This is a genomic window from Kitasatospora nipponensis, assembly GCF_039528135.1.
Lineage (GTDB): Bacteria > Actinomycetota > Actinomycetes > Streptomycetales > Streptomycetaceae > Kitasatospora > Kitasatospora nipponensis.
The window spans coordinates 32032-54825 of sequence record NZ_BAAALF010000037.1 but is presented as its reverse complement, the minus strand read 5'-3'; the positions used below and the strand labels follow the sequence as shown (position 1 = coordinate 54825).

At 70.6% G+C, this 22794-nt stretch carries 19 protein-coding genes and 3 pseudogenes; 13 read left to right on the top strand and 9 right to left on the bottom strand.

From position 1 onward, the window contains the following. Positions 1-213: 213 nt before the first annotated feature. Positions 214-909, bottom strand: coding sequence for an SDR family NAD(P)-dependent oxidoreductase (locus ABD323_RS13650; RefSeq protein WP_344441735.1), 696 nt, complete (start codon positions 907-909; stop codon positions 214-216). Between the two features lie 89 nt (positions 910-998). Between ABD323_RS13650 and ABD323_RS13645 the strand changes: the two genes are divergently transcribed. From ABD323_RS13645 to ABD323_RS13630, 4 genes and pseudogenes are all read left to right on the top strand, one after another. Then, a complete protein-coding gene (locus ABD323_RS13645; RefSeq protein WP_344441734.1) occupies positions 999-1598 on the top strand; it encodes a TetR/AcrR family transcriptional regulator in 600 nt (199 codons plus the stop codon). Between the two features lie 120 nt (positions 1599-1718). Then, positions 1719-1931 (top strand): annotated as a pseudogene (locus ABD323_RS13640) (helix-turn-helix domain-containing protein); the annotation flags it as partial. A 69-nt stretch (positions 1932-2000) separates the two neighbouring features. After that, positions 2001-2237 (top strand): annotated as a pseudogene (locus ABD323_RS13635) (VOC family protein); the annotation flags it as partial. Between the two features lie 520 nt (positions 2238-2757). After that, positions 2758-3567 carry a hypothetical protein gene (locus tag ABD323_RS13630; RefSeq protein WP_344441733.1) on the top strand — a complete coding sequence of 270 codons (810 nt, stop codon included), beginning with the start codon at positions 2758-2760 and terminating at the stop codon, positions 3565-3567. Positions 3568-3761: 194 nt separating this feature from the next. Here the strand turns inward: ABD323_RS13630 and ABD323_RS13625 are convergent, their stop codons facing one another. Beyond that, positions 3762-4544, bottom strand: a complete 783-nt coding sequence (locus ABD323_RS13625; RefSeq protein WP_344441731.1) for a maleylpyruvate isomerase family mycothiol-dependent enzyme — start codon at positions 4542-4544, stop codon at positions 3762-3764. A 636-nt stretch (positions 4545-5180) separates the two neighbouring features. Between ABD323_RS13625 and ABD323_RS13620 the strand changes: the two genes are divergently transcribed. After that, entirely contained in the window at positions 5181-5996 is an 816-nt protein-coding gene (locus tag ABD323_RS13620) for an inositol monophosphatase family protein (RefSeq protein ID WP_344441730.1), read from the top strand. Positions 5997-6038: 42 nt separating this feature from the next. Next, a complete protein-coding gene (locus tag ABD323_RS13615; RefSeq protein WP_344441729.1) occupies positions 6039-6635 on the top strand; it encodes an NADPH-dependent F420 reductase in 597 nt (198 codons plus the stop codon). A 146-nt stretch (positions 6636-6781) separates the two neighbouring features. On the opposite strand, the gene ABD323_RS13610 is transcribed toward ABD323_RS13615, so the two are convergent. From ABD323_RS13610 to ABD323_RS13600, 3 genes are all read right to left on the bottom strand, one after another. After that, complete coding sequence (locus ABD323_RS13610; RefSeq protein ID WP_344441728.1) at positions 6782-7726, bottom strand: helix-turn-helix domain-containing protein; 945 nt, start codon at positions 7724-7726, stop codon at positions 6782-6784. Between the two features lie 609 nt (positions 7727-8335). Continuing rightward, positions 8336-9007 carry a deaminase gene (locus ABD323_RS13605; RefSeq protein ID WP_344441726.1) on the bottom strand — a complete coding sequence of 224 codons (672 nt, stop codon included), beginning with the start codon at positions 9005-9007 and terminating at the stop codon, positions 8336-8338. Between the two features lie 539 nt (positions 9008-9546). Beyond that, positions 9547-10200, bottom strand: a complete 654-nt coding sequence (locus ABD323_RS13600; RefSeq protein WP_344441725.1) for a tRNA-specific adenosine deaminase — start codon at positions 10198-10200, stop codon at positions 9547-9549. 533 nt (positions 10201-10733) lie between these two features. Here ABD323_RS13600 and ABD323_RS13595 point away from each other — a divergent pair. Beyond that, positions 10734-11414 carry a hypothetical protein gene (locus ABD323_RS13595; protein ID WP_344441724.1) on the top strand — a complete coding sequence of 227 codons (681 nt, stop codon included), beginning with the start codon at positions 10734-10736 and terminating at the stop codon, positions 11412-11414. A 355-nt stretch (positions 11415-11769) separates the two neighbouring features. Here ABD323_RS13595 and ABD323_RS13585 read toward each other — a convergent pair whose 3' ends face one another. Then, a complete protein-coding gene (locus ABD323_RS13585) occupies positions 11770-12636 on the bottom strand; it encodes an SCO6745 family protein (RefSeq protein WP_344441723.1) in 867 nt (288 codons plus the stop codon). 95 nt (positions 12637-12731) lie between these two features. Between ABD323_RS13585 and ABD323_RS13580 the strand changes: the two genes are divergently transcribed. The 4 genes from ABD323_RS13580 (at position 12732) to ABD323_RS13565 (ending at position 18552) form a co-directional block, all read left to right on the top strand. Then, the gene (locus ABD323_RS13580; protein ID WP_344441722.1) at positions 12732-14171 is read left to right on the top strand and encodes an aminotransferase-like domain-containing protein; all 1440 of its coding nucleotides are present in this window, start codon (positions 12732-12734) and stop codon (positions 14169-14171) included. Positions 14172-14634: 463 nt separating this feature from the next. Beyond that, positions 14635-16251 carry a sulfatase family protein gene (locus ABD323_RS13575; protein ID WP_344441721.1) on the top strand — a complete coding sequence of 539 codons (1617 nt, stop codon included), beginning with the start codon at positions 14635-14637 and terminating at the stop codon, positions 16249-16251. 568 nt (positions 16252-16819) lie between these two features. After that, positions 16820-18097, top strand: coding sequence for a competence protein CoiA family protein (locus tag ABD323_RS13570; RefSeq protein WP_344441720.1), 1278 nt, complete (start codon positions 16820-16822; stop codon positions 18095-18097). 56 nt (positions 18098-18153) lie between these two features. Beyond that, a complete protein-coding gene (locus tag ABD323_RS13565) occupies positions 18154-18552 on the top strand; it encodes a hypothetical protein (RefSeq protein ID WP_344441718.1) in 399 nt (132 codons plus the stop codon). A gap of 210 nt (positions 18553-18762) precedes the next feature. Here ABD323_RS13565 and ABD323_RS13555 read toward each other — a convergent pair. Then, positions 18763-18926, bottom strand: a pseudogene (locus ABD323_RS13555) (transposase); the annotation flags it as partial. A gap of 349 nt (positions 18927-19275) precedes the next feature. Here ABD323_RS13555 and ABD323_RS13550 point away from each other — a divergent pair. Further along, entirely contained in the window at positions 19276-19776 is a 501-nt protein-coding gene (locus tag ABD323_RS13550; protein ID WP_344441717.1) for a DUF4232 domain-containing protein, read from the top strand. A 175-nt stretch (positions 19777-19951) separates the two neighbouring features. On the opposite strand, the gene ABD323_RS13545 is transcribed toward ABD323_RS13550, so the two are convergent. Then, a complete protein-coding gene (locus ABD323_RS13545; protein ID WP_344441715.1) occupies positions 19952-20362 on the bottom strand; it encodes a winged helix-turn-helix transcriptional regulator in 411 nt (136 codons plus the stop codon). Positions 20363-20462: 100 nt separating this feature from the next. On the opposite strand from ABD323_RS13545, the gene ABD323_RS13540 reads away from it, so the two are divergent. Beyond that, complete coding sequence (locus tag ABD323_RS13540) at positions 20463-21344, top strand: alpha/beta fold hydrolase (RefSeq protein ID WP_344441714.1); 882 nt, start codon at positions 20463-20465, stop codon at positions 21342-21344. A gap of 57 nt (positions 21345-21401) precedes the next feature. Here ABD323_RS13540 and ABD323_RS13535 read toward each other — a convergent pair whose 3' ends face one another. Continuing rightward, a complete protein-coding gene (locus tag ABD323_RS13535; RefSeq protein WP_344441713.1) occupies positions 21402-22769 on the bottom strand; it encodes a tetratricopeptide repeat protein in 1368 nt (455 codons plus the stop codon). Positions 22770-22794 lie beyond the last annotated feature (25 nt).

Here is a 22794-nt window from a genome sequence, read left to right as displayed (position 1 = left end):
CACAACGGCCCACCAGGACCCGCGTAGACAGCGCATCGCCGCCCACTGTTCACCGACCGGGCCACTCCACACCACTGCCGGCGGGCAACCTCTTGCCGCCTGGTTCGTGACTGCTCAACCCAGCCGTGTGCGGCCGCCCCTGCTCCAGGTTCACGGCCAGCTTGCGCCGGCAGGTGTTCGCCCTGCTGCTCGGCGGCGCCGAGGTCACCCGCCCTACCAGGGGACCGTCTCGCCGAGGCGGTCCAGGAACTGCAGGCCGGGGGCGCCGGCCTGGGCTTCGAGGACGTCGACGACGGCCGGGATGCTCTCCTGCGGGGCGAGGGGCGCGTCGGGTCCGCCGAGTTGCGTCCGGTTGTGACCGGGGTCGATGAGCAGCTTGGTGTGCCCGTCGCCGGCGTGGCGGGTGGCGTAACTGCGCATCAGCTGGTTGAGCGCGGCCTTGCTGGCCTTGTAGAGCTCGTAGCCGTCCTCGGTGTTTCGGGCGATGCTGCCCTGCTCGGAGGACATGACTGCGACGGTCCCGCCAGGCACGACGAGTCCGCGCAGGGCCTCCAGGGCACGCAGCGGGCTGAGCGCATTGGTGACCATCACCTCGGTGAACATGTCGGTCGGGACGTCGTGGATCGGCAGATCGCCGCGGTCGATGGCGGCGTTGACGAAGAGCAGATCGATTCGACGGCCCTCCAGGCGCTCGCGCAGGGCGGCCAGCTGTTCGACGCTGGTCATCTCCAACGACTCGACCGTCAACTGTCCGTTCCGGGCAGCGGCGTTCGCCTGCAGCTCGCCGCCGTCCCGGCGGGTCGTGGCGATGACCCGCCAGCCGCGTCGGGCGAGTTCGTGGGCGAGGACGAGCCCCAACCCTCGGGAGGCTCCGAGGACGAGGGCCTGGCGGTGGGATGTGGTGGACACATGCACTCCTTAGCGATAGGAGGCTTAGATTAGACGAGACGTTGCGTCTAGACAATGTGGTGGGATCGCTGCCCGGTAAGGTGTCCCGCATGCCCGAATCGAGCTCCCAGCCCTCCAGGCCCCGCTCCGGCAGCCGGCGCGACGAGGCCGCCCGACTGGCCGTGCTCCATGCCGCGGACGACCTGCTGGTCGAGCACGGCTTCGGCGCCCTCACGATCGAGGCCATCGCCCGCCGGGCCGGTGTCGCCAAGCAGACGATCTACCGCTGGTGGCCCTCGAAGGTCGAGATCCTCCTGGACACGCTCATCGAGGACAGCGACAAGCGCCTTCCCGTCCCGGCCGGGAAGCCCACCGCGGAGAGCATCCGCGACTACCTGCGCGGCTTCGCGCGATTCCTCACCGGCGACCCCGCCGGCAAGGTGCTGCTCGCACTCATCGCCCAGGCGCAGCATGACCCCGGCACGGCCGAGAGCTTCCACCAGCGCTATCTCCGGCCACGCCGTGACCAGGAACGCGACCTGCTCGCGCGCGCGGTCGACGCCGGCGAGATCTCACCCAGGCTCGACCCCGACGCCACGATCGACGCCCTGGTCGGCCCGCTCGTCTACTGCGCCCTGACGGGAGCGGGCATCCCCGGCGACCTGGTGGACACCCTGGTCGAGGACCTGCTGATGCCCCGACCGCGGTGAGCGCCCGCCGACTGCTCACCGGCCGTCATGGCATCCGCCGGTAGCCGTGTGCGGGAATCGGGCGCCCGCCCAACCGCTCCGTTCCGGCCTCAGCCCTGGTTGCGTCGGCGCGGCTCTTCGAGGTTCAACGAGATCGGCCTGGCCTGCTTGGACCCTCAGCGGGCGGGAGGTCGCCCCCGCCAACTCACCGTCGAAGACGAGGACTTCGTCATCTTGACGGCCACCACCCGCCCGCCCGAGCTCGCCCAGCCCCTCACCCGCTGGTCGATCCGCAAGCTCGCCGCCCACCCGCGCAGGGTCCACGGCCGGGTGATTCGCAGCGGCCGCGAGGCCTGGTCCGCTGGAAGGTGACGCCGCGTCGGGCAGACATCCGCAGCGAGAAGGGCATCCGGTGGGGCGGGCGTGCACTCGCGGCTCTCGACCGAGTTCATCGCCGAGGTCCTGGGCCTGAAGGTGAGTGCCCCAGCCGGGCCCTTCCTTCCCGTCGACCTGGGCAACGGCGTGACGCTCGACTACTACGACGCAGGCCCCCGCCTCACCGACGCAAGTCAGCTCAACCACCTCTGCGGCGGCCGCGGCGCGCACTTCACCGACCCGGAGGACCCCACCATGGAGATCATCACCCGGCCCTACATCCGGCGCCAACTCCCCCTGGGCGCCTCAGCCGGGGCCATCCCCGCCGAACGACTCCGAGCCTCCTCGCGCGCCGGCGCAGGCGAGGAGGCTCGGAGAGCTGTCACCGAACTCGACCGACCCTCAGAGGAGGGTATGTGACGTGATGTCGCTTCTGTCGTCACCGGCACGTGTGGCACCGTCGCATCCAAGCTGATCGGAGAGCCTGGCCGTGCTGACGTACCGGCCGTGAGCGACCGCGAGCCCTACGAGAGCGAAGCCCTCGGCCTGCACCGGGACGACGTCCACCCCGACGACAGCGTTCCGTGCCGTCGGTGCCGTGGTGGACGCCGAGGGCGAGGGCCGGATGACGTTGGTGCCGCCAAGTCGCGGGCAGGTCCAACAGCGCGTGGCCGACTGGGAGTTGTTCGAGCCTGCCGTCGCTCCCGTGATGGCCCGGCGCCCGGACGGTGAACCGGCGGTGAATCCTGAGGCCGCCTACGACCGGGCCGCCGTGGCGCGGCGGAGTTGACCTATCTTGTGACCCATGGCAGCTTCAAGTCCCGACCCGCTGGCAGAAGTTCTCTCCCGGTCGGCTGACGGCTGGTGGCGGCTGGAGTTCATACCCGACCAAGGGGTCGAGGTGCGCGCCATGCTCAAGAGGAGCAGCGTGCTGCCGATCCAGCTGGCGATCGGCTTCCTGCCGGCCATTCTGGTGATGGGCGTTCTCCTCCGGCTTCTGCCCCTCGGGGGTGCTCTGCTGGCGGTGGTCCTGATCCCCCTGGTCGGTCTGATCTTCCTGCTGGTGAGAGTGCTCATCACCGCCGACGCCGAGATGGTGCGGTGGATCGACTTCTGTCCGCCGGACTTTCCGGATCGGATGGTGCTCGGCCGGATGCGGGAGAAGAAGACCGAGACCGTAGGCGAGCTGCGCGGGGTCTCCGTGGTCGAGGAGTTGAGGCTGGGGGACCGAAAGTCGATCAAAGTGGTGCTCCACGCGCACCGGACGGTGGAGTGCGTGCCTACTGTGCAGTCCCCGATGGCCCGGGTCGACGCACCGGCGCTCATGGCCTGGTTGAGCGAGCAGCTCGCCCCGTTCGAGATCCCGGTGGAGTATCTGACCGATATCGACAGGAACTTCGAATGTCCGGAGGAGTGGTGGCCGGGTCGCGACATCGCCCGGTTGATCTGGCGGGTGCCCGAGCAGGAGTTCGAGCGGCTGGCCGCAGAGCACGGCCTCGAGGGGTATCTCTTCACCTCTCCCAATGAGGGGAAGAGCACCCCCGAGCCCGTCCTGCTCTACAACCCGGGTGTGGCCCACGGCCTGATCGAGGCGGTCCGCGCGAGCCGAAACTGACCGTCTCCCAGAGGACGGGGGGGTGACGTGATGTCGCTTCTGTCATCACCGCAGCGTGTGGCACCGTCGCATGCAGGCTGACCGGTAAGCCCAGCCGTACTGGTTCCCGGTGAGGGCGCTAGCGATCATCGATCACTTGTTCGGCGCGAGTCCGTTCGCGATTCGGCGACAGGTCGGTACGCGGTGGCCCGTCGTCACGCCCAGTCCTCCGGTTCCCAGGCGTAGAGCAGGTCGAGCAGCTCCCGGTCCCCGTCGAGTTGCAGGGAGTCCACCGAAATGCGGTCGTACCGCCAGAGGACCAGATCACTGGCCGTGCCGCGGATGGAGAGGCCTGCCGCTTCCGGGGCCTGGCCGATGGCGGGCAGCCGGGTGGTCCGTGCACCGTCGCCGTCGACCGTCAGACGCCAGGAGCGGTCCTCGGCGGCGTGGAAGTCGAAGGCGGCGGGCTTGTGCGGCCAGGCACTCCTCGTGAAGCTGGCGATGTACAGGCTCTCCTCGACACCGTCGAGCGCCACCTCGACGGCCAGTGAGGCCGAATCGCCCACGGTGAGCTGGGCGTCGTAGGTGTGCACCGCGATCTCCTGGACCTGGTGCCGGGCGACGCCACCGGCCGTGTGCGGCGTCTGCGTGACACCCCAGCCGGTGAAGCAGCCCTGGTCCGGACCGGCCTCCCGCAGGGCCGCCAGCATCAGTTCGGTCGAGGCGGCCAGCCAGGCCAGCACGCCCTCGCGCTCCTGCGGCGCGACCGCGTCACCCTGGGCCGGGGTCCTGGACGTGGCGTCCGGCCCGGCAGCGACGGTGGCGGCCCAGCGACGGCGGCCCTCGCCGATGTGCTGCACCAGGTCGAACAGCGTCCACTCGGGGCAGGTCGGCACGGGCAGGTCGAGGCTGGGCGCGACGGCGATCGCGGCGCGGAAGGCGGTTGAACGTTCGTCGATCAGCCGCAGCAGATCGGGAAACTCCAGAGGCTTGTACACGGCGGTAGTTCTACCACCTTGACCCATTCGCCCGACAGCGGTTTTCCCAGCCGTCACGGCGGGGAACTCCGGCCCGGGCGAGCCCACGCTCGGGCTTTCACCACGCCACAGCCGGGCCCCGCGTTTGGACCCGGCCCTGAGGGTCGGACCGGATGATCACCGGGGCTTCCGGCTCAGCGGCTGCCCGGCGGCGATCCGAGGGATCGACCCCTCCCTCGTGTATCCCGCCGCATGGCGCTGAGGTTCCGAATGAACGTCGCGCAGGTTCAAGTACGGGCCGGGTCGGTGTTCCTAGGATTTCGGCAGTGGAAGGGAAGCGTCCCGGCCGGTCCGGATCGAGGTGATCGGTTGTCGCCGGGCCACCTCGATGCCCAGCGGTACCGGCAGCGGGCGCTGCCTGCCTGCCTGCCTGCGAACGTCCCTGCGCCATCTGAGCTCGCTTGGCGCTCCGCCGGCGGCGCGTCGGGCACCGCCGGCAGGTTCCATTTCAAAGATGCACACGAGTAATCCTTCCCGTGCTTCACATGCATTTGAAGTCAACGATGGGGCTGTATACCGTCGAGGCGAAAGCGCAGGAAGCAACGCGCAGTTCGGCTCCGACCGCCGCATCACCCCTCCTCGAACAGGAGCACCACCATGTCAGAAACACCTTCGACCACTGACGTCGCCACCGACGCCGACCTGCTCGATCGGACCGCGGCCGCTGTGCGCGCAGCCGGCGAGGCGCTGCGCGAGCGCAGCGGCGAAGTCGTTCGCTACGAGAGCCGCGAAGAGCTGATGCGTGCGCTCGCCGCCAACGACGACGCGGCCCTGGCGATCCTGCGCCCGGCCCTCACCCAACTGCGGCCGCAGGCCCGGTGGGTGGAGGACGAACTCGACGGCGGGGCGCTGCCGGCCGGCGAGTGGTGGGTGGTGGACCCGGTCGAGGGCAACGTCAACCACCTGCACGCGCTGCCCGAGTGGGCGGTGACCGCCACCCTGGTGCGCGACAACCGGCCGGTGCTGACCGCGGTCCACCTGCCTCTGACCGGCGAGACCTACACCGCCTCCGCCGGAGGCGGCGCCCACCTCGACGGACGGCCGCTGAACGTCTCCGCGACCGTGGACCTCGGCCTGAGCATCGTGGCCACCAGTCAGGCCCGGCCGGACGAGGACGAGAAGGTCGTGCGGCGCGTGGGCGCCTCGATCACCGCGATGCTGTTCGACGCCCTGGTCGTCCGCACCTCGGTACCCGCGACCCTGCATCTGGCGAACGTGGCCGCCGGCCGGACCGACGCCTTCTGGCAGTTCGCCGGCGCCCGGGCGGACCTGCTGCCCGGAGTGCTGCTCGTCACCGAGGCCGGCGGGCGGATCTCCGACATCGAAGGCCGCCCCTGGACCCCGCAGAGCGAGAGCTTCCTCGCCACCGCACCCGGCGTCCACGCCCAGGCCATCGCCACGCTCTCCCGCTGACCCCGTCCACCACAACCACACCTACGCAAGGACCACATCACCATGACCACGATCGCAGTTCTCGGAAACGGCCGCGTCGGCGGCAACCTGGCCACCGCCCTCACCCGGGCAGGCCACCAGGTGACCGCGGTGGACCGCTCGCCGAGCGCCGCCGCCGACGCTGCCCGGGCAGCCGAGATCGTCATCAACGCCACCCCTGGCGCCGGCTCCCTGGAACGTCTCGCCGCCCTGCGCGAGGAGCTGCACGGCAAGATCCTCGTCGATGTCTCCAACGCCACCACCGACGCACCGGACGGACTGCCCGCCGATCTGATCTACCCCGGTTCGAGCCTCGCCGAGCAGCTCCAGGAGGCACTGCCCGAAACGCGCGTCGTCAAGACGCTCAACACCATGCTCTTCCCCGTGATGACCGCGCCGGCCGCGCTCACCCAGACGCCGACCGCCTTCCTCTCCGGCGACGACCCGCAAGCCAAGCAGACCGTCCGCGAACTCCTCACCGACCTCGGCTGGCTCACGGAGTGGATCACCGACCTCGGCGGGATCCGGACCGCCCGTGCCACGGAGGCCGCCATCCTCTTCGTGCCGCACTTCATCCGGTCCCACGGGTTCACCCCGTTCGCGGTCTCCATCGCCCGCTGACCGCCGAGGCCGCGCCGGCTGCGGCTGACACCGAGCCGGCACCGAGCCGGCACCGAGCCGGCACCGGCCTGGACGGTTCCCGGTGGGACACGCGTCGACGCGACTCGACGCGAGTCGACGGCGCTGAACCGCGGCCGTACCGTTGGTCACCCGCCTGCGGCCGGCCCGCGGCCCGGCCGGTGCCGGTCCGCCGAGCGCGAGGCCGCAGCGGCCGACCGGGCGTACTCGGTGGGTGTGCGACCGTAGCGCTTCTTGAAGGCCCGGGTGAAGTGACTGCCGTCCGCGAACTGCCAGTGTGCAGCGAGTTCCGAAATGCTCAGGCGCCCTGACGGTGCGTCGAGGGTGAGCCGGGCCTCGTGCAGCCGCCGGTGGCGGATGTAGGTGGTCACCTGCTCACCCGTTGCGGCGAAGGCCCGGTGCAGCGTACGGACGGAGACGTTGAGTTCACGCGCGAGCAGGGCCGGCGAGAGTTCGGGATCGGCCAGCAGTCGGTCCGCGAGGTCCTTGGCGGCCTGGGCGAGCGCGGGAGCCAACCGCGGCTCCACGTCGTCGAACCGGCCCTTCACCACCGCCTTGGCCAGCTCGACCAGGGTGTTCTGGGCGGCTGCCACACCGGCCGGGGCGAGGTCGGCCACGGTCGTGTGGATCATGTCCGTGAGGGCCGTCAGCAAGCGCATCTCGGCCGAGTCCGTCGGCCCGGTGACGACCAGGTTCCCGAGCAGGGGTTTGAGCTCGCCCGGGGGCAGGACGAGGAACTTCGCCGTGAGGTTCGCCGACGTCTCGAAGGCCGTCAGGCGCCCGACGTGCCGGACCAGGAACTGCCCGGCCGGCACGATCCGGTCGCTGCAACCGGGCAGGCCGCCCAGAGTCCATGCGCCGCGCCGCACGACGTACATGGCCACCAGATCCTGATCGCCGCCCGGGACGTCCGCGGTCCGGGTCGCCGACGCGGCGTGCAGATCGGCGATCGCCGCGCCGTGCACCTTGGCCACGTTGCCCTTGACCCGGAAGTCACCGACCGTATCCGTGCTGAAGGACGGCAGTTGGAAGACGTCGTCACCGACCTGCGTCCCATCCGCGCCGGAAGGCATCGAGTCCGCGCGGTGCGGCGTCCTGGGCGGTCGAGTCCACCGCGAACACCCCGCGCCTGCCGTCGGCCCCCGCTCCGGTACCGCGCATCGCTCTCCGATCCCCTCCCACGCACTGCATCCACGCCATGATGTGGTGATCGTGTCCCGCAGGGCACCGCCCTGACTCACCGTGGACACCGTACCGATCTTCCTGCGGACGGCTCACACGGCCGCAGTCGAGGGGCAGAGCTGCTGCTTGAGATCCGATCAGAGGATCCGACCGCCCGAGTAACGGTCAGGAGAGGGGAATCGGTCGCGGTTGGTCACGCTGCGAAGGCAGCGTCTCGCTCGGCCAGGTGACCGCTTCCGCAGCGGGTGTCGGCCCGGCGGGAGGCGACGAGTTGGGGTGCGGTGACCGCTTGCCAGCCTGCCTCGGCAGCCCCGCACGCACTGCACCCGGTGGCGACCGCGCCCCAGGCAGGCAAGCGCACCGTGTCCCGTCGGGACCACGCCCCTCAGGAGTGGCAATGACTCAACGGAGCGACATATCTCCCGCGCGGTGCCGGGTCGATTCCGGGCATTGGGGTTGCCCCGACCCGGACACCGGCGAGGGCGTCGATCAGTGAAAAGCTAGTTCCTGCTGAAGAGCGGATCCGTCTCTTCGTGGAGCACGCCCCCGACCACCGGCATCCTGGTCCTGGGATCCCCTGGCGGCAACGTCGCGACGACCTGAGGCATGGAGATCCTTGGCACCGTGTTGCCTGGTTGTGCCATGAGGAACTCGAGCGAGGTCCCGTAGGCCACACCGGCCACGCGCGCAAAGACGGCACACGTCGCGCACATAGGGCATGGCTCGGCCGTCGTCACCAAGACGGTCGTGGAGGCGGCAGTAAAGCTGCCCTTGTTGATGCTGTACCCCCGGAGCGCATTGAGCTCCGCGTGTGCCGACGGGTCGGCGCCGCCGGTGTTCGCCGCCCTCCAGACGATCTCACCATTGCCCACGTCGACGAGTACGGCACCGTAGCCGAAGGAATGAGCCGCCCCCTTCGCAACGTCGATCGCTGCGCGCATTGCTGTGTCGAGGTTCCTGCGCACGGGCTCCGGCAGTGCGTCGAGCGGCGAGGTGGGGAACTCGGGCTGGAGCGGCAGCTTGGTGGGCGGTGGGCACTGCTGGATGGGTGAGGCCTGCGCGTCTGCGCGCGCCTCACCCGAGAGCGACAGCGCCCCAACGGCACCAATGAAGAGCGCGCCCTGACGCAGCGCCTGGCGGCGATCGACCGAGTGTGGCATCGACGTCGTCATCGGACATCCGACCCAAGTGGACCAAAAGGCTGCGGTGTGGGTGCTCCCGAACATGCCGCAAGTCCCCTTGTATCCGACTTCGCGCAGCGCTTGCCGCCCTCGACGACGAGATCACGGTATTCCATGATCATCCCCTCTCGATTCTCGACTGTGACTGATGCCTGAAGTAAAGCCTTTAAGCCTTTCTGCATCCCCGTCGCTCGGACGCCCGGAGAACGGGAAGACGTCGCAGGGGTCAGGCGCGGCCCCGATGCCCGCCATGCCGGGGCGCTGGGCGCAAGTCCGGACTCGACCCTGAGGCGCTCAGCTGTGGCTGGCTGTCGTGCCACGGACGTGCCACGACGAGTGGCACGTCACGGTCAACCAAGTGGTGCGGATAGAGGTCTGTCCAATCCGGGAAGAAGACGCCCTCCGGACCTCGGCTTCGATGCGGCGGGCGGCGCGTCGGGCTTCTCGATCGAGCCCGAGGCCCGTCCGGAAGATCCGTCAGTGACACCGCCAGCCCCCGATGCCGGTCAGGGCGCCCGCCCGGTGCAGGGTCACATAAAGAGCGGATCCGTCTCTTCGTGGAGCACGCCCCCGACCACCGGCATGTTCGGCAGGGGGCCCGTCGCGACGACCTGAGGCATCGAGATCCGGATCGGCATGCGGGTGGGTGGATGTCCGATGAGGAACTCGAGCGAGGTTCCGTACGCCACGCCGGCCACCCGCGAGAAGATGGCACACGTCGCGCACATGGGGCATGGCTCGGCCGTCGTCACCAAAACAGTCTTCTGCAGAGCCTCCCCATCGGGGTGCAAGAGGCCGAAGTTCCGGAGCACGTTGAGCTCCGCATGATTCGTTCCGGGGCCGTCACCCCCCTTCGCCTCCGCGACGATCCGACCATCATCCACGTTGACCAGTACGGCGCCGAATCCGCGGAACCGCGGTGCCGGCGACACCACTTTGATCGCTGCGCGCATTGCCGTCTCGAGGTTCCTGCGCACGGGCTCCGGCAGTGCGTCGGGCGGCGAGGTGGGGAACTCGGGCTGCAGCGGCAGCTTCGTGGGCGGTGGGCACTGCTGGATGGGTGAGGCCTGGGCGTCTGCACGTGCCTCACCCGAGAGCGACAGCGCCCCAACGGCACCAATGAAGAGCGCGCCCTGACGCAGCGCCTGGCGGCGATCGACCGAGTGTGGCATCGACGTCGTCATCGGACATCCGACCCATTGGGCCCAAAAGGCCTCGGTGCGGGTGCGGGTACTCCCGGGCATGCTGCAAGCCCCATTGCATCCGACTTCGCGTAGCGCTTGCCGCCTTCGACGACGAGATCACGGCATTCCACGATCATCCCCTCTCGATCCTCCACCGACGCCGGGTCGCGTCTGATGTGGCGGGCTTTGGTCTGCTCAACTCAACGTATCGGTGGTTCAGTAGTGCGACTTAAGTGTCGCGCCCGGGTTCCACTCATTCGGGTGGGGTCGGCGCGGTCATGAAACACACCCTGGCCGTGTACGGCAGTTGTCGTCCCAGATCGGCCTCTGAGACATGCAGAGACTGAGCCGCCTACATCGCCGCTACGAACGCAAGGCCGAACTCTTGCTCGCCCACGAGACTCCGGACGGCGCGGCCCTGCGCCCCGCCCCCGTCGGCAAGGGCGGTCCGCCGTGGTCTTGATGGACCGGCCGCACTGTGGCTCCATGGACCTCTAACCCGGCATTGCTGCTGGGGGCTTGGGGGAACGGTGATGGAGACTCAGCAGCGGGTGGTTCAGCGAAACCGGCTCTTCTCGTCCTTGATCTGGGCGCTGGTCGCAGTCTCGGCGACCTTGCTGGTCTTCGCGATCGTGCAGAAGAACCTGCCGGGTTCTGCCGGACACTGGCCCTGGAAGCTGCAACTGCTGGACATCCCGACAGCCACGACCGCCACCCTCGGCACCGTGGGCGCCGCCATCGCCCGCGCCCAGTACGCGCGCAGCGTACAACCGGTCCTGAGCAGCGGCGGCCTGGTCGCCGAGGGCCTTGCCCCGAACGGTGCGCTGGTGTGGAAATGCACGATCGGCAATGCCGGTGCTGCGGCCGTGGTCGTCGTCGAGGCGAGCTACTGGGTCGAACTCACGCCGTCAGCCGGCGCCGCCGCGCCGGCACCGCGGCGGCGCTGGCTGACGCACGATGAGGTGGTGGCCCTGCTGGTCTCCCTGGGGCTGTCCGAACATGACGACTTCTCCGTGACCCTGGTGACTCCCGGCGCCGCGTACGGCGCGGAGTCGACCCACCAGGTGGCGTGGTTCACGGAGAGCGCGATGGGAGTGCTGGCCGACCTGTTCTTCCGCATCCGCGTTTCAGACCGGGCCGGGGACGTGCACGAGCGGACGCTTCCCCTGATGAAGAATCCCGTCCGTGACCTACGGCGTCCCTCGCGCACCTGATCTCTGGGCGTCACAGCGTGTCTCCTGGGCGGGTCGGAACCGCCCCCGTCTGCACGGCTCGGCAGCGGCCGACCGGTGGACCTGGGCGGTGGACCTGGCCGGTGATCGCCGCCCACACCCGGTTCCGCCTCACCCGGCCGCTCGTCGCCGCCCTCCGCCACCCCTGGGAACGGCCCGACGGAACCGAACAGGCTCACCACCGCCCGCGTCCGGCGCGGGCTCAGGAACCTGCACACGAGAGCCCCCTCGCGGCGTGTGCACCACAACCCGCCTGCCGTGGTGCGGCGTCGCCTCCGTCGTCAGCGACGGACGGTCAGGGTGACGATCGCGGCCTCGCGGGTCCGTCGGGGAGTACTCACGGGCGGGGAGTTCCGATCGGGTTGGGCACCGGGACGACGCCGGAGTCGATGAGGTGACGGCTGATCGGTGTCGCCAGTCGGATGGCCTCCTCGACACCCAAGGCGCCGAGTCGGGCGACCGGGTCGGCCGCGAGCCGGTCGGTGCTGCTCTCGATCTCCCGTCGCAGGGTTCCCCCGCTTCTGGTGAGCCGGCCGTCACGGTCCAGCAGGCCCTTGGCCGTGAGCCGGCGCCGGGCCTGGTCCCACTCACCGTCCGTCCATCCCCGGGTGCCCTGGATGAGCTCGCGGGGAACCCGTCCGGTGGCGACGTGGGTGAGGCCGGCCTCGATGCCGGTGAGTCCGCTGTGGACCAACGCGATGACGTGCCCGTCACCGCGGTGTTCCCGCAGGACGGTGGTGGCGAGCCAGAGGCGGCCGGCGAGGGTGGTCGGGCGGGGCACCGCCGACCAGGCCGCCGCCAGGGCCCGCCCCTCGTAGCTGCAGCCCTCCACAGCCTGCTCCAACAGCTGCACCAGGCGTTCGAGGTCGGTCGCGCTGACCGTCGTCGGCGTCAGGGCCCGTTCGAGCGGGACCTGCACGGCGTCCACGCGAGCCCGGAGCACCGTCTCTGGTGTCGCGTACGCCCAGGCGTCGGGCAGGGCCCGAGCGACCTTGCCGGGCGCGAAGGCGAAGCAGAGTGCCTGCGCGGCGGCCGCGCCGAGCGGTCCGACGGGTGCGAGGCGGCCCGCGAAGTACCCCATCCACCATCCGAGGAGGCCCACCTCCCGCGCGGCGCGGGCCGGCTCGGGCGCGAAGTAGACCAAGGCGTGGATCGGCTCCACGGCTTCCCAGAACCGCCTGGCGAGCGTGGCGGTCACTGCCACGGTGCCTCCTCTCCTCATCCGAGCCGCGCGGGTGCCCGGCTCGGATGATCAGCCTGCCTGTTCCCCGACAGGCCGGACAGTGCCAATCTGAGCGAATGGACCAGGATCTGGATTGGTGGGTGCGGATCGCCCTGGACGGCTGGCAGCGCCGCACGGGCCCCAGGTACCGGCGGATCGCCGCCGCTCTCGCCGACGCGGTGGAGCGCGGGCTCGTCGGCGCCGGGGACCGGCTGCCCGCCGAGCGCCCGCTCGCCGACGCGCTGGGAGTCAGCCGCGGCACGACGGTGCGCGGCTACGACGAACTCGCCCAGGCCGGATGGGTCGAGCGCCGTCAGGGGGCCGGCACCTTCGTCCGTCCGAGGCCGGCCTGGACCCACACCCCGACCGAGAACCCGACCTCGGCCCTGCTGCACCGGCGGTTGGCCGGCGCCGGCGACATGATCGACATCTCCCTGTCGGTTCCCCCCGGAACCGACCACCTGCCACCGATCCACGAACCGCTCCGCATGTCGGACCTCGCCGGCCACGGGCTGGACCCGGCCGGCCTGCCCGACCTGCGCGCAGCACTGGCACGCCATCTGACCGACCATCTCGGCCTGCCGACCACGGCGGACCAGCTCATCGTGACCTCGGGCGCCCAGCACGCGCTGTCACTGCTCTCCCTCGCCGTCATCTCCCCCGGTCGGCCGGTGATCACCGGATGCCCGACCTACCCGGGGCTCGCCGGCGCCATCGCGGGCCGGCAGGGCCGTCTGGTCACCGTCCCCGTGGACCCGCTCGGGGTGGAGACGCAGGCCCTGGAACGGGCGGCCGCGCAGGCCCACGCCCCGGTGATCTACGTCGACCCCGCGGCCCACAGCCCGACCGGTGCCGTCCTGTGCGGGTCGCGCCGGCACACACTCCTCCAGTCGGCCCGCCGTCACCGCGCGCTCGTGGTGGAGGACCTGACCCAGGCCGGCCTCCAGCTGGACCTGGAGCCCGGTCAGGCCGCTCCCGCCCCGCTGGCGGCCGACGACGCCTCCGTGGTCACCGTCGGCTCCCTGTCCAAGATGTTCTGGGCCGGCCTACGGATCGGCTGGCTGCGCGCACCGGAGCCCCTGCACCGTTACCTCCTTCGGCTGCGCTCGGCGAACGACCTCGCCCCCAGCGTCCCCTCCCAGCTCCTCGCGACCCGACTGCTGCACGCCGCCGACGCAGCCTGGCAGCAGAGCCTGCGCCAGGCCCTGCGTGCGCGACGCGACCTGCTGCTGACGCACCTCACCCAGCAGTTGCCCGCCTGGCAGACCCAGAGTCCGCAGGCCGGCCTCTCGATGTGGGTGACCCTCCCGGTCGCCGACAGCGAGACCTTCACCCACCTGGCCACCCGCTACGGCGTCATCGTCGCCTCCGGTGCCACCTCCTGCGTCGACGGCCGCCACTCGAGCGGTCTGCGGCTCTCCTTCGCGGAGTCCCCCAAAACCCTCGAGTCCGCTGTCGACCGCCTGTCCGTCGCCTGGGAGGAACACAGTCGCCGACTCGCATCGAGCCCGGGCTGAGTGCACGGCCCCGAGAGCGCCTGCCGCGGAACTCCCCGGCTGCGGCCGACACTTCCAGGACCGGCCACCCTGTCGTCCACAACCGGTGCCGGCTGCAACTCCGTCGAGTGGATCACCGTCGCGGGTGCCGGATGTGGACCACCCAGCCTGAAACGATCATGAAGCCGCCAACTCCGTCGGCACGAGCGGTCGGTTGCTCCTACCGCGGCCTTCGGGAGAGCCCGACCGCAGCGGCCGCACGGCCGCGGCACCGCCGACCCGGTCCGCAAACTCCGCCAGTCCGTTGCGTCGCAGTTGCGTCGTGGTCGGCCTGGCTCACCCGGTCGGCCCCGGTCGGCCGCGTCCTCACGTGCTTTGCGCCCCCGCAGTCCTAGATTCGGCCGAAACGCACCATTCCGCGCGCACGTGCCAACTCCTGCGCCACGCGCGCGTACGCGTCGATCGCCTCGAAGGACTGGTGGCCATGACACGTCGTCCGAACATCCTGATGATCGTCACCGACGAGGAACGCGCGGTGTTGCCTCGTCCGCAGGGCTTCTCGTTGCCCGCCCGGGAGCGGATGGCCGCGCGAGGCACCACCTTCGAGCGGTACTACACCGCCTCCGCGATGTGCAGCTCCGCCCGATCCGTCCTCTACACCGGGCAGCATCTGCCGATCACCGAGATCTACGACAACGACAACATGCCGTACATCCGCCCGCTCGACCCCCGACTGGGCACGCTCGGCACGATGCTCCGCGAGGCCGGCTACTACTGCACCTACCAGGGCAAGTGGCACCTCTCCAACGCCTACCTCACCCCGCAGCGCCCAGGACCCAGCACGAACGCCCTGGAGCCGTACGGGTTCAGCGAGTTCAACGACTGGGGCGACATCGACGGAGGCGCCTGGGCCGGGCTCAGGATCGACCCCGTCATCGCCGGGCAGGCCGTCAAGTGGCTGCGCAACCGGGCCCCGGTGGTGGCACCGGACCAGCCCTGGTTCATGGCGGTCAACTTCGTCAACCCGCACGACATCATGAGCTTCGACTACGGCGGCTCCTCCCAGGTGCAACTCCCGTTCGGCCTCGCCCACGCCGTCGTGGCCAGGGCGGCCGCCGACATCCCCGTGTACCGACGCCGCTGGGACTTCGACCTGCCCGCCACCCTGCACGACGACCTCTCCGGCGCGGCCCCGGCAGTGGCCGAGTTCGCACGGATGCTCGACGTCGTCTTCGGCCCGGTCGCCGACGACCGGCACTGGTACGACGGCCTCAACTTCTACCTCAACGCGATCCGTGACGTGGACCGCAGCATCGACCTGGTCCTCGACGCCCTGGAGGCCTCCGGACAGGCCGACCACACCGTGGTGGTCTTCACCTCCGACCACGGGGAGATGGCCGGCTCCCACGGTCTGCGACAGAAGGGCGGCCTGGTCTACGACGAGAACTTCCACGTCCCGTTGATCCTCAGCCACCCCGACTTCCCCGCCGGCGTGCGCACCGAGGCCCTCGCCTCCGCCGTCGACCTGGCCCCGACCCTGCTGGAGTTCGCGGGAGTCGACCCGGCCGAGACCGCCACCCGCCATCCCGGCCTCAAGGGCCGCTCGCTGCGCCCCGCTCTCGACGGCGGCACCGTCCGCGACGGCGTACTGACCGCGGTGGAGTCGGTCACGGCCCTGGACGCCGGCTTCTGGTTCGAGTTCGCCGACCCCGAGGCAGCCGAGCGGATCCAGTCCGGCGATCTGCGCCCGGACTGGACCAAACGCGGGTTCCTGCGCGGCTACACCGACAGCCGCCACACCTTCGGCCGCTACTTCTCGCCGCTCAACCCCAACCGTCCCACCGGGACCGAGGCGCTGTACGCCCAGAACGACGTCGTCCTCTACGACCGCGTGACGGATCCCGGCGAGACCCGCAACCTCGCCGCCGACCCCGCCCACCGCGACCTCGTCGCCCGCTACAACACCCTGCTCGAAGACCTGATCAGCGCCGAGATCGGCACCGACACCCGCGCCTGGGTCACCGAACGCCCCCGTCTGCTCGGCTGGCCCACCTGGCACGGCGACACCGACCAGCCCACAGCCGCCGCAGCCCCGCGCTGAACCCCGTGATCACGACCATGAGGGCCCGCGCAGAGTTCATCAACAGCGGTGAAGCGAACCCGCCTTGCCGAGCTTGAGCCGCTGGTCGACCAGCCTCCGGAAGTTGGAAAGGGGAAGGCCAGTCACGACATCGTCCAGCGCAACGACCCACGTCTGGACCTCATCGACCGCCGCAACCTGAAGCCCTGCTGCTGGAGCATCTCGGGATCGACGCCCTGATCGGGCGACCCGAGCTCCCGGGTCGGCATGCCGGGGACCTCACCTGACCCAAGTCCCGGTGCGCGCTGCCGCCGTCCGGCCAATGCCTCCGAAGGCGGTCGACCAGCGTCGCTGACCTCCGAGTAGCCGCACGAGCCGACCGCCGAAGCAGAGTTGCGCTCCGCGGGCGGGTCGCATCGCCGCACCGGGCCCTGCGATCCGGGCGGGCAGGCAGCGCCGACTCATGCCGACACCAACGGATCGGCAGCTGTGTCTCACCAGGCAGCAATCCGGAACCAGCTTGCGAATCAAGGAAGTTGTCCATCTCCCTGCCGGTCCACTTGTCACCGCCCGTGCTTACGCTGGTCGGATGGCGAATGGCGTGTTCCACACCGGATACGGCATCACGATCAACCTCACCCTCCCCGACCTCGGCCACCCCGGGCACCCCGGCCTGCTGGAGGAGATCCTGCGACCGGTCGACGAGCGCGACCGCGGCCTGCTGGAATGCCTCGACCACCATGCCAGCAGGATCTGCCGCTCCCAGCACGCGGACAAGTCCCCCTGGATGTTCGTCAGTGCCCGGCGCAGGAACGGCCGACTGATCCTCGTCGCCTCCCACCTGCCCGTCACCCACAAGGCCACCCCCGAAGAGAGCGCGCGCCACCGGGCGATGAAGGAACGGATCGCCCGCTGCGCGGAGCGGCACGGCCTGAGCGCACAGGTCGAAGCACGCTCGACGGACGGCCGCATCATCACCGACGTTCTGGTCACCGGGGCCGGCGGTCGGCGGATCGGCTGGGAGGCCCAGTACTCACCGATCACCGGCGAGACCGTTCGCCGCCGCTCGCGCAAGGCCGCCGAGCACGCCATCACACCGCTGTGGGTCACCGACAGCGAGAAGGCCGCGCTGATCGACCGGACCCCATGGGTACGGGTGGACGACTTCTCCTCACGCGACATCGCCTCCCGCCTGGCCATGTTCATCCGCGGTGGAATCCGCCACCTCCAGATCTGGAAGTGCCTGCCCACGAGCGAACGCCCTTGCCCGACCACCGGCAGCGCCTGCGGCCACTTCCACTCCGGCTGGTTCCTGCCGACCCTGTGCCTTCCGAAGAAGCCGCCCACCGAGGTGGACCGCCTGGTCGTGGCCAGCGCCGACGGCGAGTTCGTCCCGTTGCGCACACGCGCCGCCGGCGACCGGCGCGCGGTCGCCCACCTGTGGGTGCCCGTCACCGACCGGGACCGGTGGTGGGACATCGTCGGCCCACCCGAGTCCACCACCGACCCGGAGGACACCACCGACCCGGACGAGGAAGAGATCGCCTTCACCGGTGAGGACATCGACCCCACCTGCCGCTACGGCGAGCAGACCCACACCCGCAACGACACCCGAACCCGCCGAGACCACCCGGACGCCACCGGGCTGCACACCTTCGCCCGCGCCCCGCGGTCCCTGTTCGCCTTCCCCACGGTCTCCCCCACCCTGGACGCCACCGCCACCCAGCGCCAGGCGGCGGCCACCCGATTCGGCTGCCCGATCTGGGAAATCGGGCCCTGCGGCCTGTGCGGTGCCCCGATCCACCGCTACGGCAACCGCTCCACCCACGCCTGCCGATCCTGTCGCACCGCCCTGAACCACACCTGACACCGCGGTGGAGATCTCTGTGGATCAGGCTCCGCAGGGTCCTCTACGCTCGGCCGATGAGCGATGAGAAGGTCCCGATGGTCGGCGACTTCAGAGAACTCGGGCACGGCAGGCCGGACGGGCCATCGCTTCGGGCCGCCGCGGGCGTCAGGGAGCCGGCTCATGCTCGTGAGCTGATCCAGTACCTTCACAGCGGTGTGGTTCTGGCCGCAACGGCTGGTCTCACGCATGATGTCCTCAGCCCCGACAGGACCGTCATCGGTGGGCTCTGCCTGCTGACCGATGGCCGATGGCTTTGGTACTCCGACCTTGCCCACTACGTCGAGCACCATCATGTCGCTCTCGAACCCCGGTTCGTCGCCCATGCGCAGAGCGCAGACTGGACTGTGCCGCAACTCCGTCGCCAGGACCTGCTCGCCATGGAGGCCGCGCTCTTCGACGACGTCGCAGACTGACACCGGACTGCTGCACCTCACACCGCCGCCCGCGCCAGAGGCCGTGGGCCGGGCCGTGACGCCGGCCCACCGCGAGTGAGCCGCCGCAGGATGATGCCGATCATCCCCCAGCGGATCATGGTCTCAAAGTGGGCCGGGTTGGCCTCGTAGTCCCGGGCGAGACGCCGGTGGGCGGTGATCCACGACAGCGTGCGCTCGACAGCCCACCTGGGGCAGCTGACGCCACGGGCACCCGGTCCGCACGACGTGGGAGATCGGGTCCAGGATCCGCCGCCGTGGATGCTCCTGCCGCCGCCCGCCCTCGGCCCGACCCGCGCCGACGGGAGCAGCGGCTCCACCAGCGCCCACTGCTCGTCAGTCAGGTCCGACGGCAGATCCCAAGCGCGGTCTCAGACAGTTCTCATCCCACGGCAACCGGCCGAGCCGTTCCCGTGTCTTCACCCTGGAGAACGCACAGCCTGGCAGGGCGGGAGTCTGGTCGGCTGTCCTGACGATCCGGGGGGATCCATGCGCTCACGTCTTCTGTTGACGGTCTCCGTATCCACGCTCGTGGCCGGGCTCGGCCTGACGGCCTGCGGTGCCGACCCCGCCGCCCAGGGGCCCAAGGCCGGTGCGTCCGCTCCGCCGTCCGCAACACCGGCGTCCCCAACACCGGCGTCCGCAACACCGGTCTCCGTCGCACCGGCGGCGGGTCGGTCCGCGGCTCCGGCCGGGGCCACGACTGTGGCTCCTTCCGCGACCGCAACCAAGACCGCGTCACCGACGGTCCCCGAGAGTGCTCCTGCCGCCGCGTGCACGACGCAGAACCTGAGGTGGACGCTCACCCGCATCACCGATCCGGCCACCGGCGTCAGGGACCCGGCGAACGCCGAACTCGTGGCCGTCAACGCCGGTTCCCTCAGCTGCACCCTGGTCGGATACCCGAAACTCGAGTTCCACGTGGGCAAGGGGCCGCAGGCCGTCGGGGTCGGGAAAGGCCGCCCTGCCGCGGTCACGCTGGAGGCGGGCAAGGGAGCAGTGATCGCCCTGAGCTACTCCGAGCTGAACGGCAAGGGCCCCGACAGCGGCGCCTGTGTGTCCGTCACGGCCGGTGCCGCCGACGTGGCCGCTCCCGGCGACGGCACCACGGTGCGTGTTCCGGTGGTGGACCAGCGCGGCAGGCCGGCGCAGGTCACCATCTGCGGCGACGAGGTCCACATGAGCCCGCCCGTCGCCCGGCAGTAACGCCCGCCCGACCCGCGCCGGGTACCCGCCGGCCGCCGCAGTGCCCGCTCGCGGCGCTGGACAACCCCGACCACCGGGCCGCCCGCGACCAGCGCCAGGCCGCCCGCGAGGACGAGCAGCACCAGGCCCACCAGGAGCTGATGGGGTCCCGGTACTGAGCGCGGAACCGGCCTGCCTATCCCTCATCGACCTCCTGGTCGACGGCTTCGTTGGCACGGTCGATCTCGGCCATGTGCTCCTCCGCCCAGGTCCGCAGCCCCGCGAGCGCGGCTTCCAGGGACAGCCCGAGTCCGGTGAGTCGGTAGAAGACCCGCGGCGGCACGGTCGGTTCGACCCGACGCGACACCAACCCGTCGCGGGTCAGGCTTCGCAGCGTCACGGACAGCATCTTCTGTGAGACGCCGGGCATCCGGCGTCTCAGCTCTGCGAAGCGCACCTCGTCCGGTGTGGCATCGGCGAGCGTCTTGACGGCCATGGACGTCCACTTCGTACCGATGCGGTCCAGCAACTGCCGCGTCGGGCAGTGGGGATCGAACAGATCGCCGCGTACCCCACCACCGGCGCCCCGGGCTCCTCGGGTGGTCACCTGTGGCTCACCACCTTCCCTGAGAGTGCCGTCTAGGAAGCAGTCGGACAGTTACCTATCGTTCTGTGGTCACCAATGGTAACCATCCGGAGGAGCCGTCATGCCCGCGCCCACCGCACACCACCTGCGCCGCATCGCGACGAACGGCGTCCGACTCAACGTCGCAGTCGCCGGGGAGGGACCCGCAGTTCTCCTGCTGCACGGCTTCCCGCACACCTGGCAACTCTGGAGCGGCATCATGGGCCGACTGGCCGGACGGTACCGGGTCATCGCCCCGGACCTGCGAGGCTTCGGTGCCAGTGAACGTGCCGTCGAGGGTTACGACGCGGGCACCCTGGCCGCCGACGTCGAAGGGCTGCTCGACGCACTCGGCGAGCCCTCGGCAGCGGTGGTCGGCATCGACGCGGGCGCCGCCCCCGCAGTCCTGCTCGCGCTGCGCCGGCCCGGCCTCGTCCGGCGCCTGGTCGTGATGGAGGCGCTGCTCGGCCGCCTGTCCGGAGCCGAGGACGTCGTCGCGGGCGGCGCCCCGTGGTGGTTCGGCTTCCACGCCGTCCCCGGCCTCGCTGAGACCGTCCTGGCCGGCAACGAGGCCCCGTACATCGACTGGTTCCTCGACTCGGGGACGCTCGGGCGAGGAGTACCCGACGACGTCCGTGCGGCCTTCGTTCACGCGTACACCGGGGGCGAGGCCCTTCGCTGCGCGTTCTCCTACTACCGGGCCCTGCCCACCAGCGCGCAGCAGATCCAGGACGCCGTCGCGACGGCGCGGCTGACCATGCCCACCATGGCCATCGGCTCTCACCCCGTCGGCACCGGGCTCGAACGCCAACTCCGTCCCATCGCCGATGACCTGGTCGGACACCACCTCCAGGACTGTGGCCACATCATCCCCCTCGACCGCCCCGACGCCTTGTTCGCGCTCCTTGCTCCCTTCCTCTCCGCCGATCTGCCGATCTGCCGATCTGCCGATCTGCCGAAGTGAGTGGCGCGGCGCCGCCCTGGTCGATCGGATCACCGCCGTCCGGGGACGTGCCCCGCGCTACGGCGCGCCGAGTTCGGTCAGGGCAGCGTGCATGAGCGGGGCGGCGAGGGGGCTGAAGTGCTCGTTGATGCTCAGGGCCTGCTGGAGTTCGGTGCGTGCCGCGTCCCGGTGGCCCAGGGACTTCTCGATCATGCCCTGGTGGTAGTGGAAGAGGGCGTTGCGCATGCCCAGGGCGGTGGCCTGGCGGGACTGCTCCAGTGCTTCGGCGTCGCGGCCGGCTGCGTGCAGGGCCCAGGCGTAGGCGTCGTGCATGTCCAGGAACGGGCGGGTGCGCAGGCCCTGTTCGGCCAGGGTGACGGCCTGGTCGGGGTTGCCGTGGTCGGCTTCGAAGAGGGTGGCGTCGGAGTCGAGCGCGACGCCGTTGTCGGTGAGGAGTTTCTCCTCGCCGCGGAAGACCCGGTACTGCTGCTCGGCGTCCTTCGTGCGGCCCAGGGACTGCAGGAGTTCCCCCAGTTCCAGGACGTAGGAGGGCTGGGGGACCTTCGCGACGGCGCTGGTGAAGTCGACGACGGCCGCGTCGGTGTGGCCGAGGGCGGCCTCGGCCTTGGCGCGGCCCTCCAGCAGGTCGGCGGAGACCGGCGCGGCGGCAAGCCCTGCGTTGCTCTGGGTCAGGGCGCTCTTCGCGTCGCCTTGGTCGAGGGCGAGCTGGGCGAGGTGGTAGCGGGTGAAGGCCCGGTCGGCGGGGGTGGCGGCGTCGTTCAGGGCGCGCTGCATGTCCTCGGTGGCGGCGGCGGTGTCGCCGCGCAGTTCCCAGGCGTAGGAGGCGCGGGTCAGCGAGGGGGTGCCGGGACGCAGGTCGACCATGTGCTGCACGGCGTCGAACGACTCCGGGTAGCGGCCGAGTTGGGTGTAGGCGTCGGCGAGGATCCCGTACAGCGTGGCGTTGTCGGGGTTGATCGCGATGGCTTTCTGGGACCAGTCCAGGGCGGCGGCGAAGTTGTGCCGGGCGGCTTCGAGTGCGGCCATCCCGGCCATCGCGGTGAAGTTCTCCGTCGCCTCGATCTGCAGGGACCGGGTGAGGACGGCCTCGGCCTTGGGGTAGTAGGTGGGGTCGACGGTGGCCTTGGCCTGCTGGACGTAGTCCAGCCCCAGGGTGCCCAGCGCGGGTGCGTCCCCGGGCTTCTCGCGCAGGTGCTGCTGCAGGCCCGCGATGTCGGTGGCCAGCGCGTCGGCGGAACTTCCGGCCTCGCGCAGTCCCGCCGGTGCACCGACCGGCGCGGCGTTCGGGTCCGACCCCCCGGGGCTCTCCCGGGGGGTCAGTCCCAGGGCGCCGACCAGGAACAGCCCGACGCCGAGGGCGCCGGCCGACGCGGTGAGCAACAGCCGGCGCCCGCGCGAGGCGCCCGGGGTGATGCTTGGTGTCACGAGGTGCTCCGTGCTCGATGCGGTT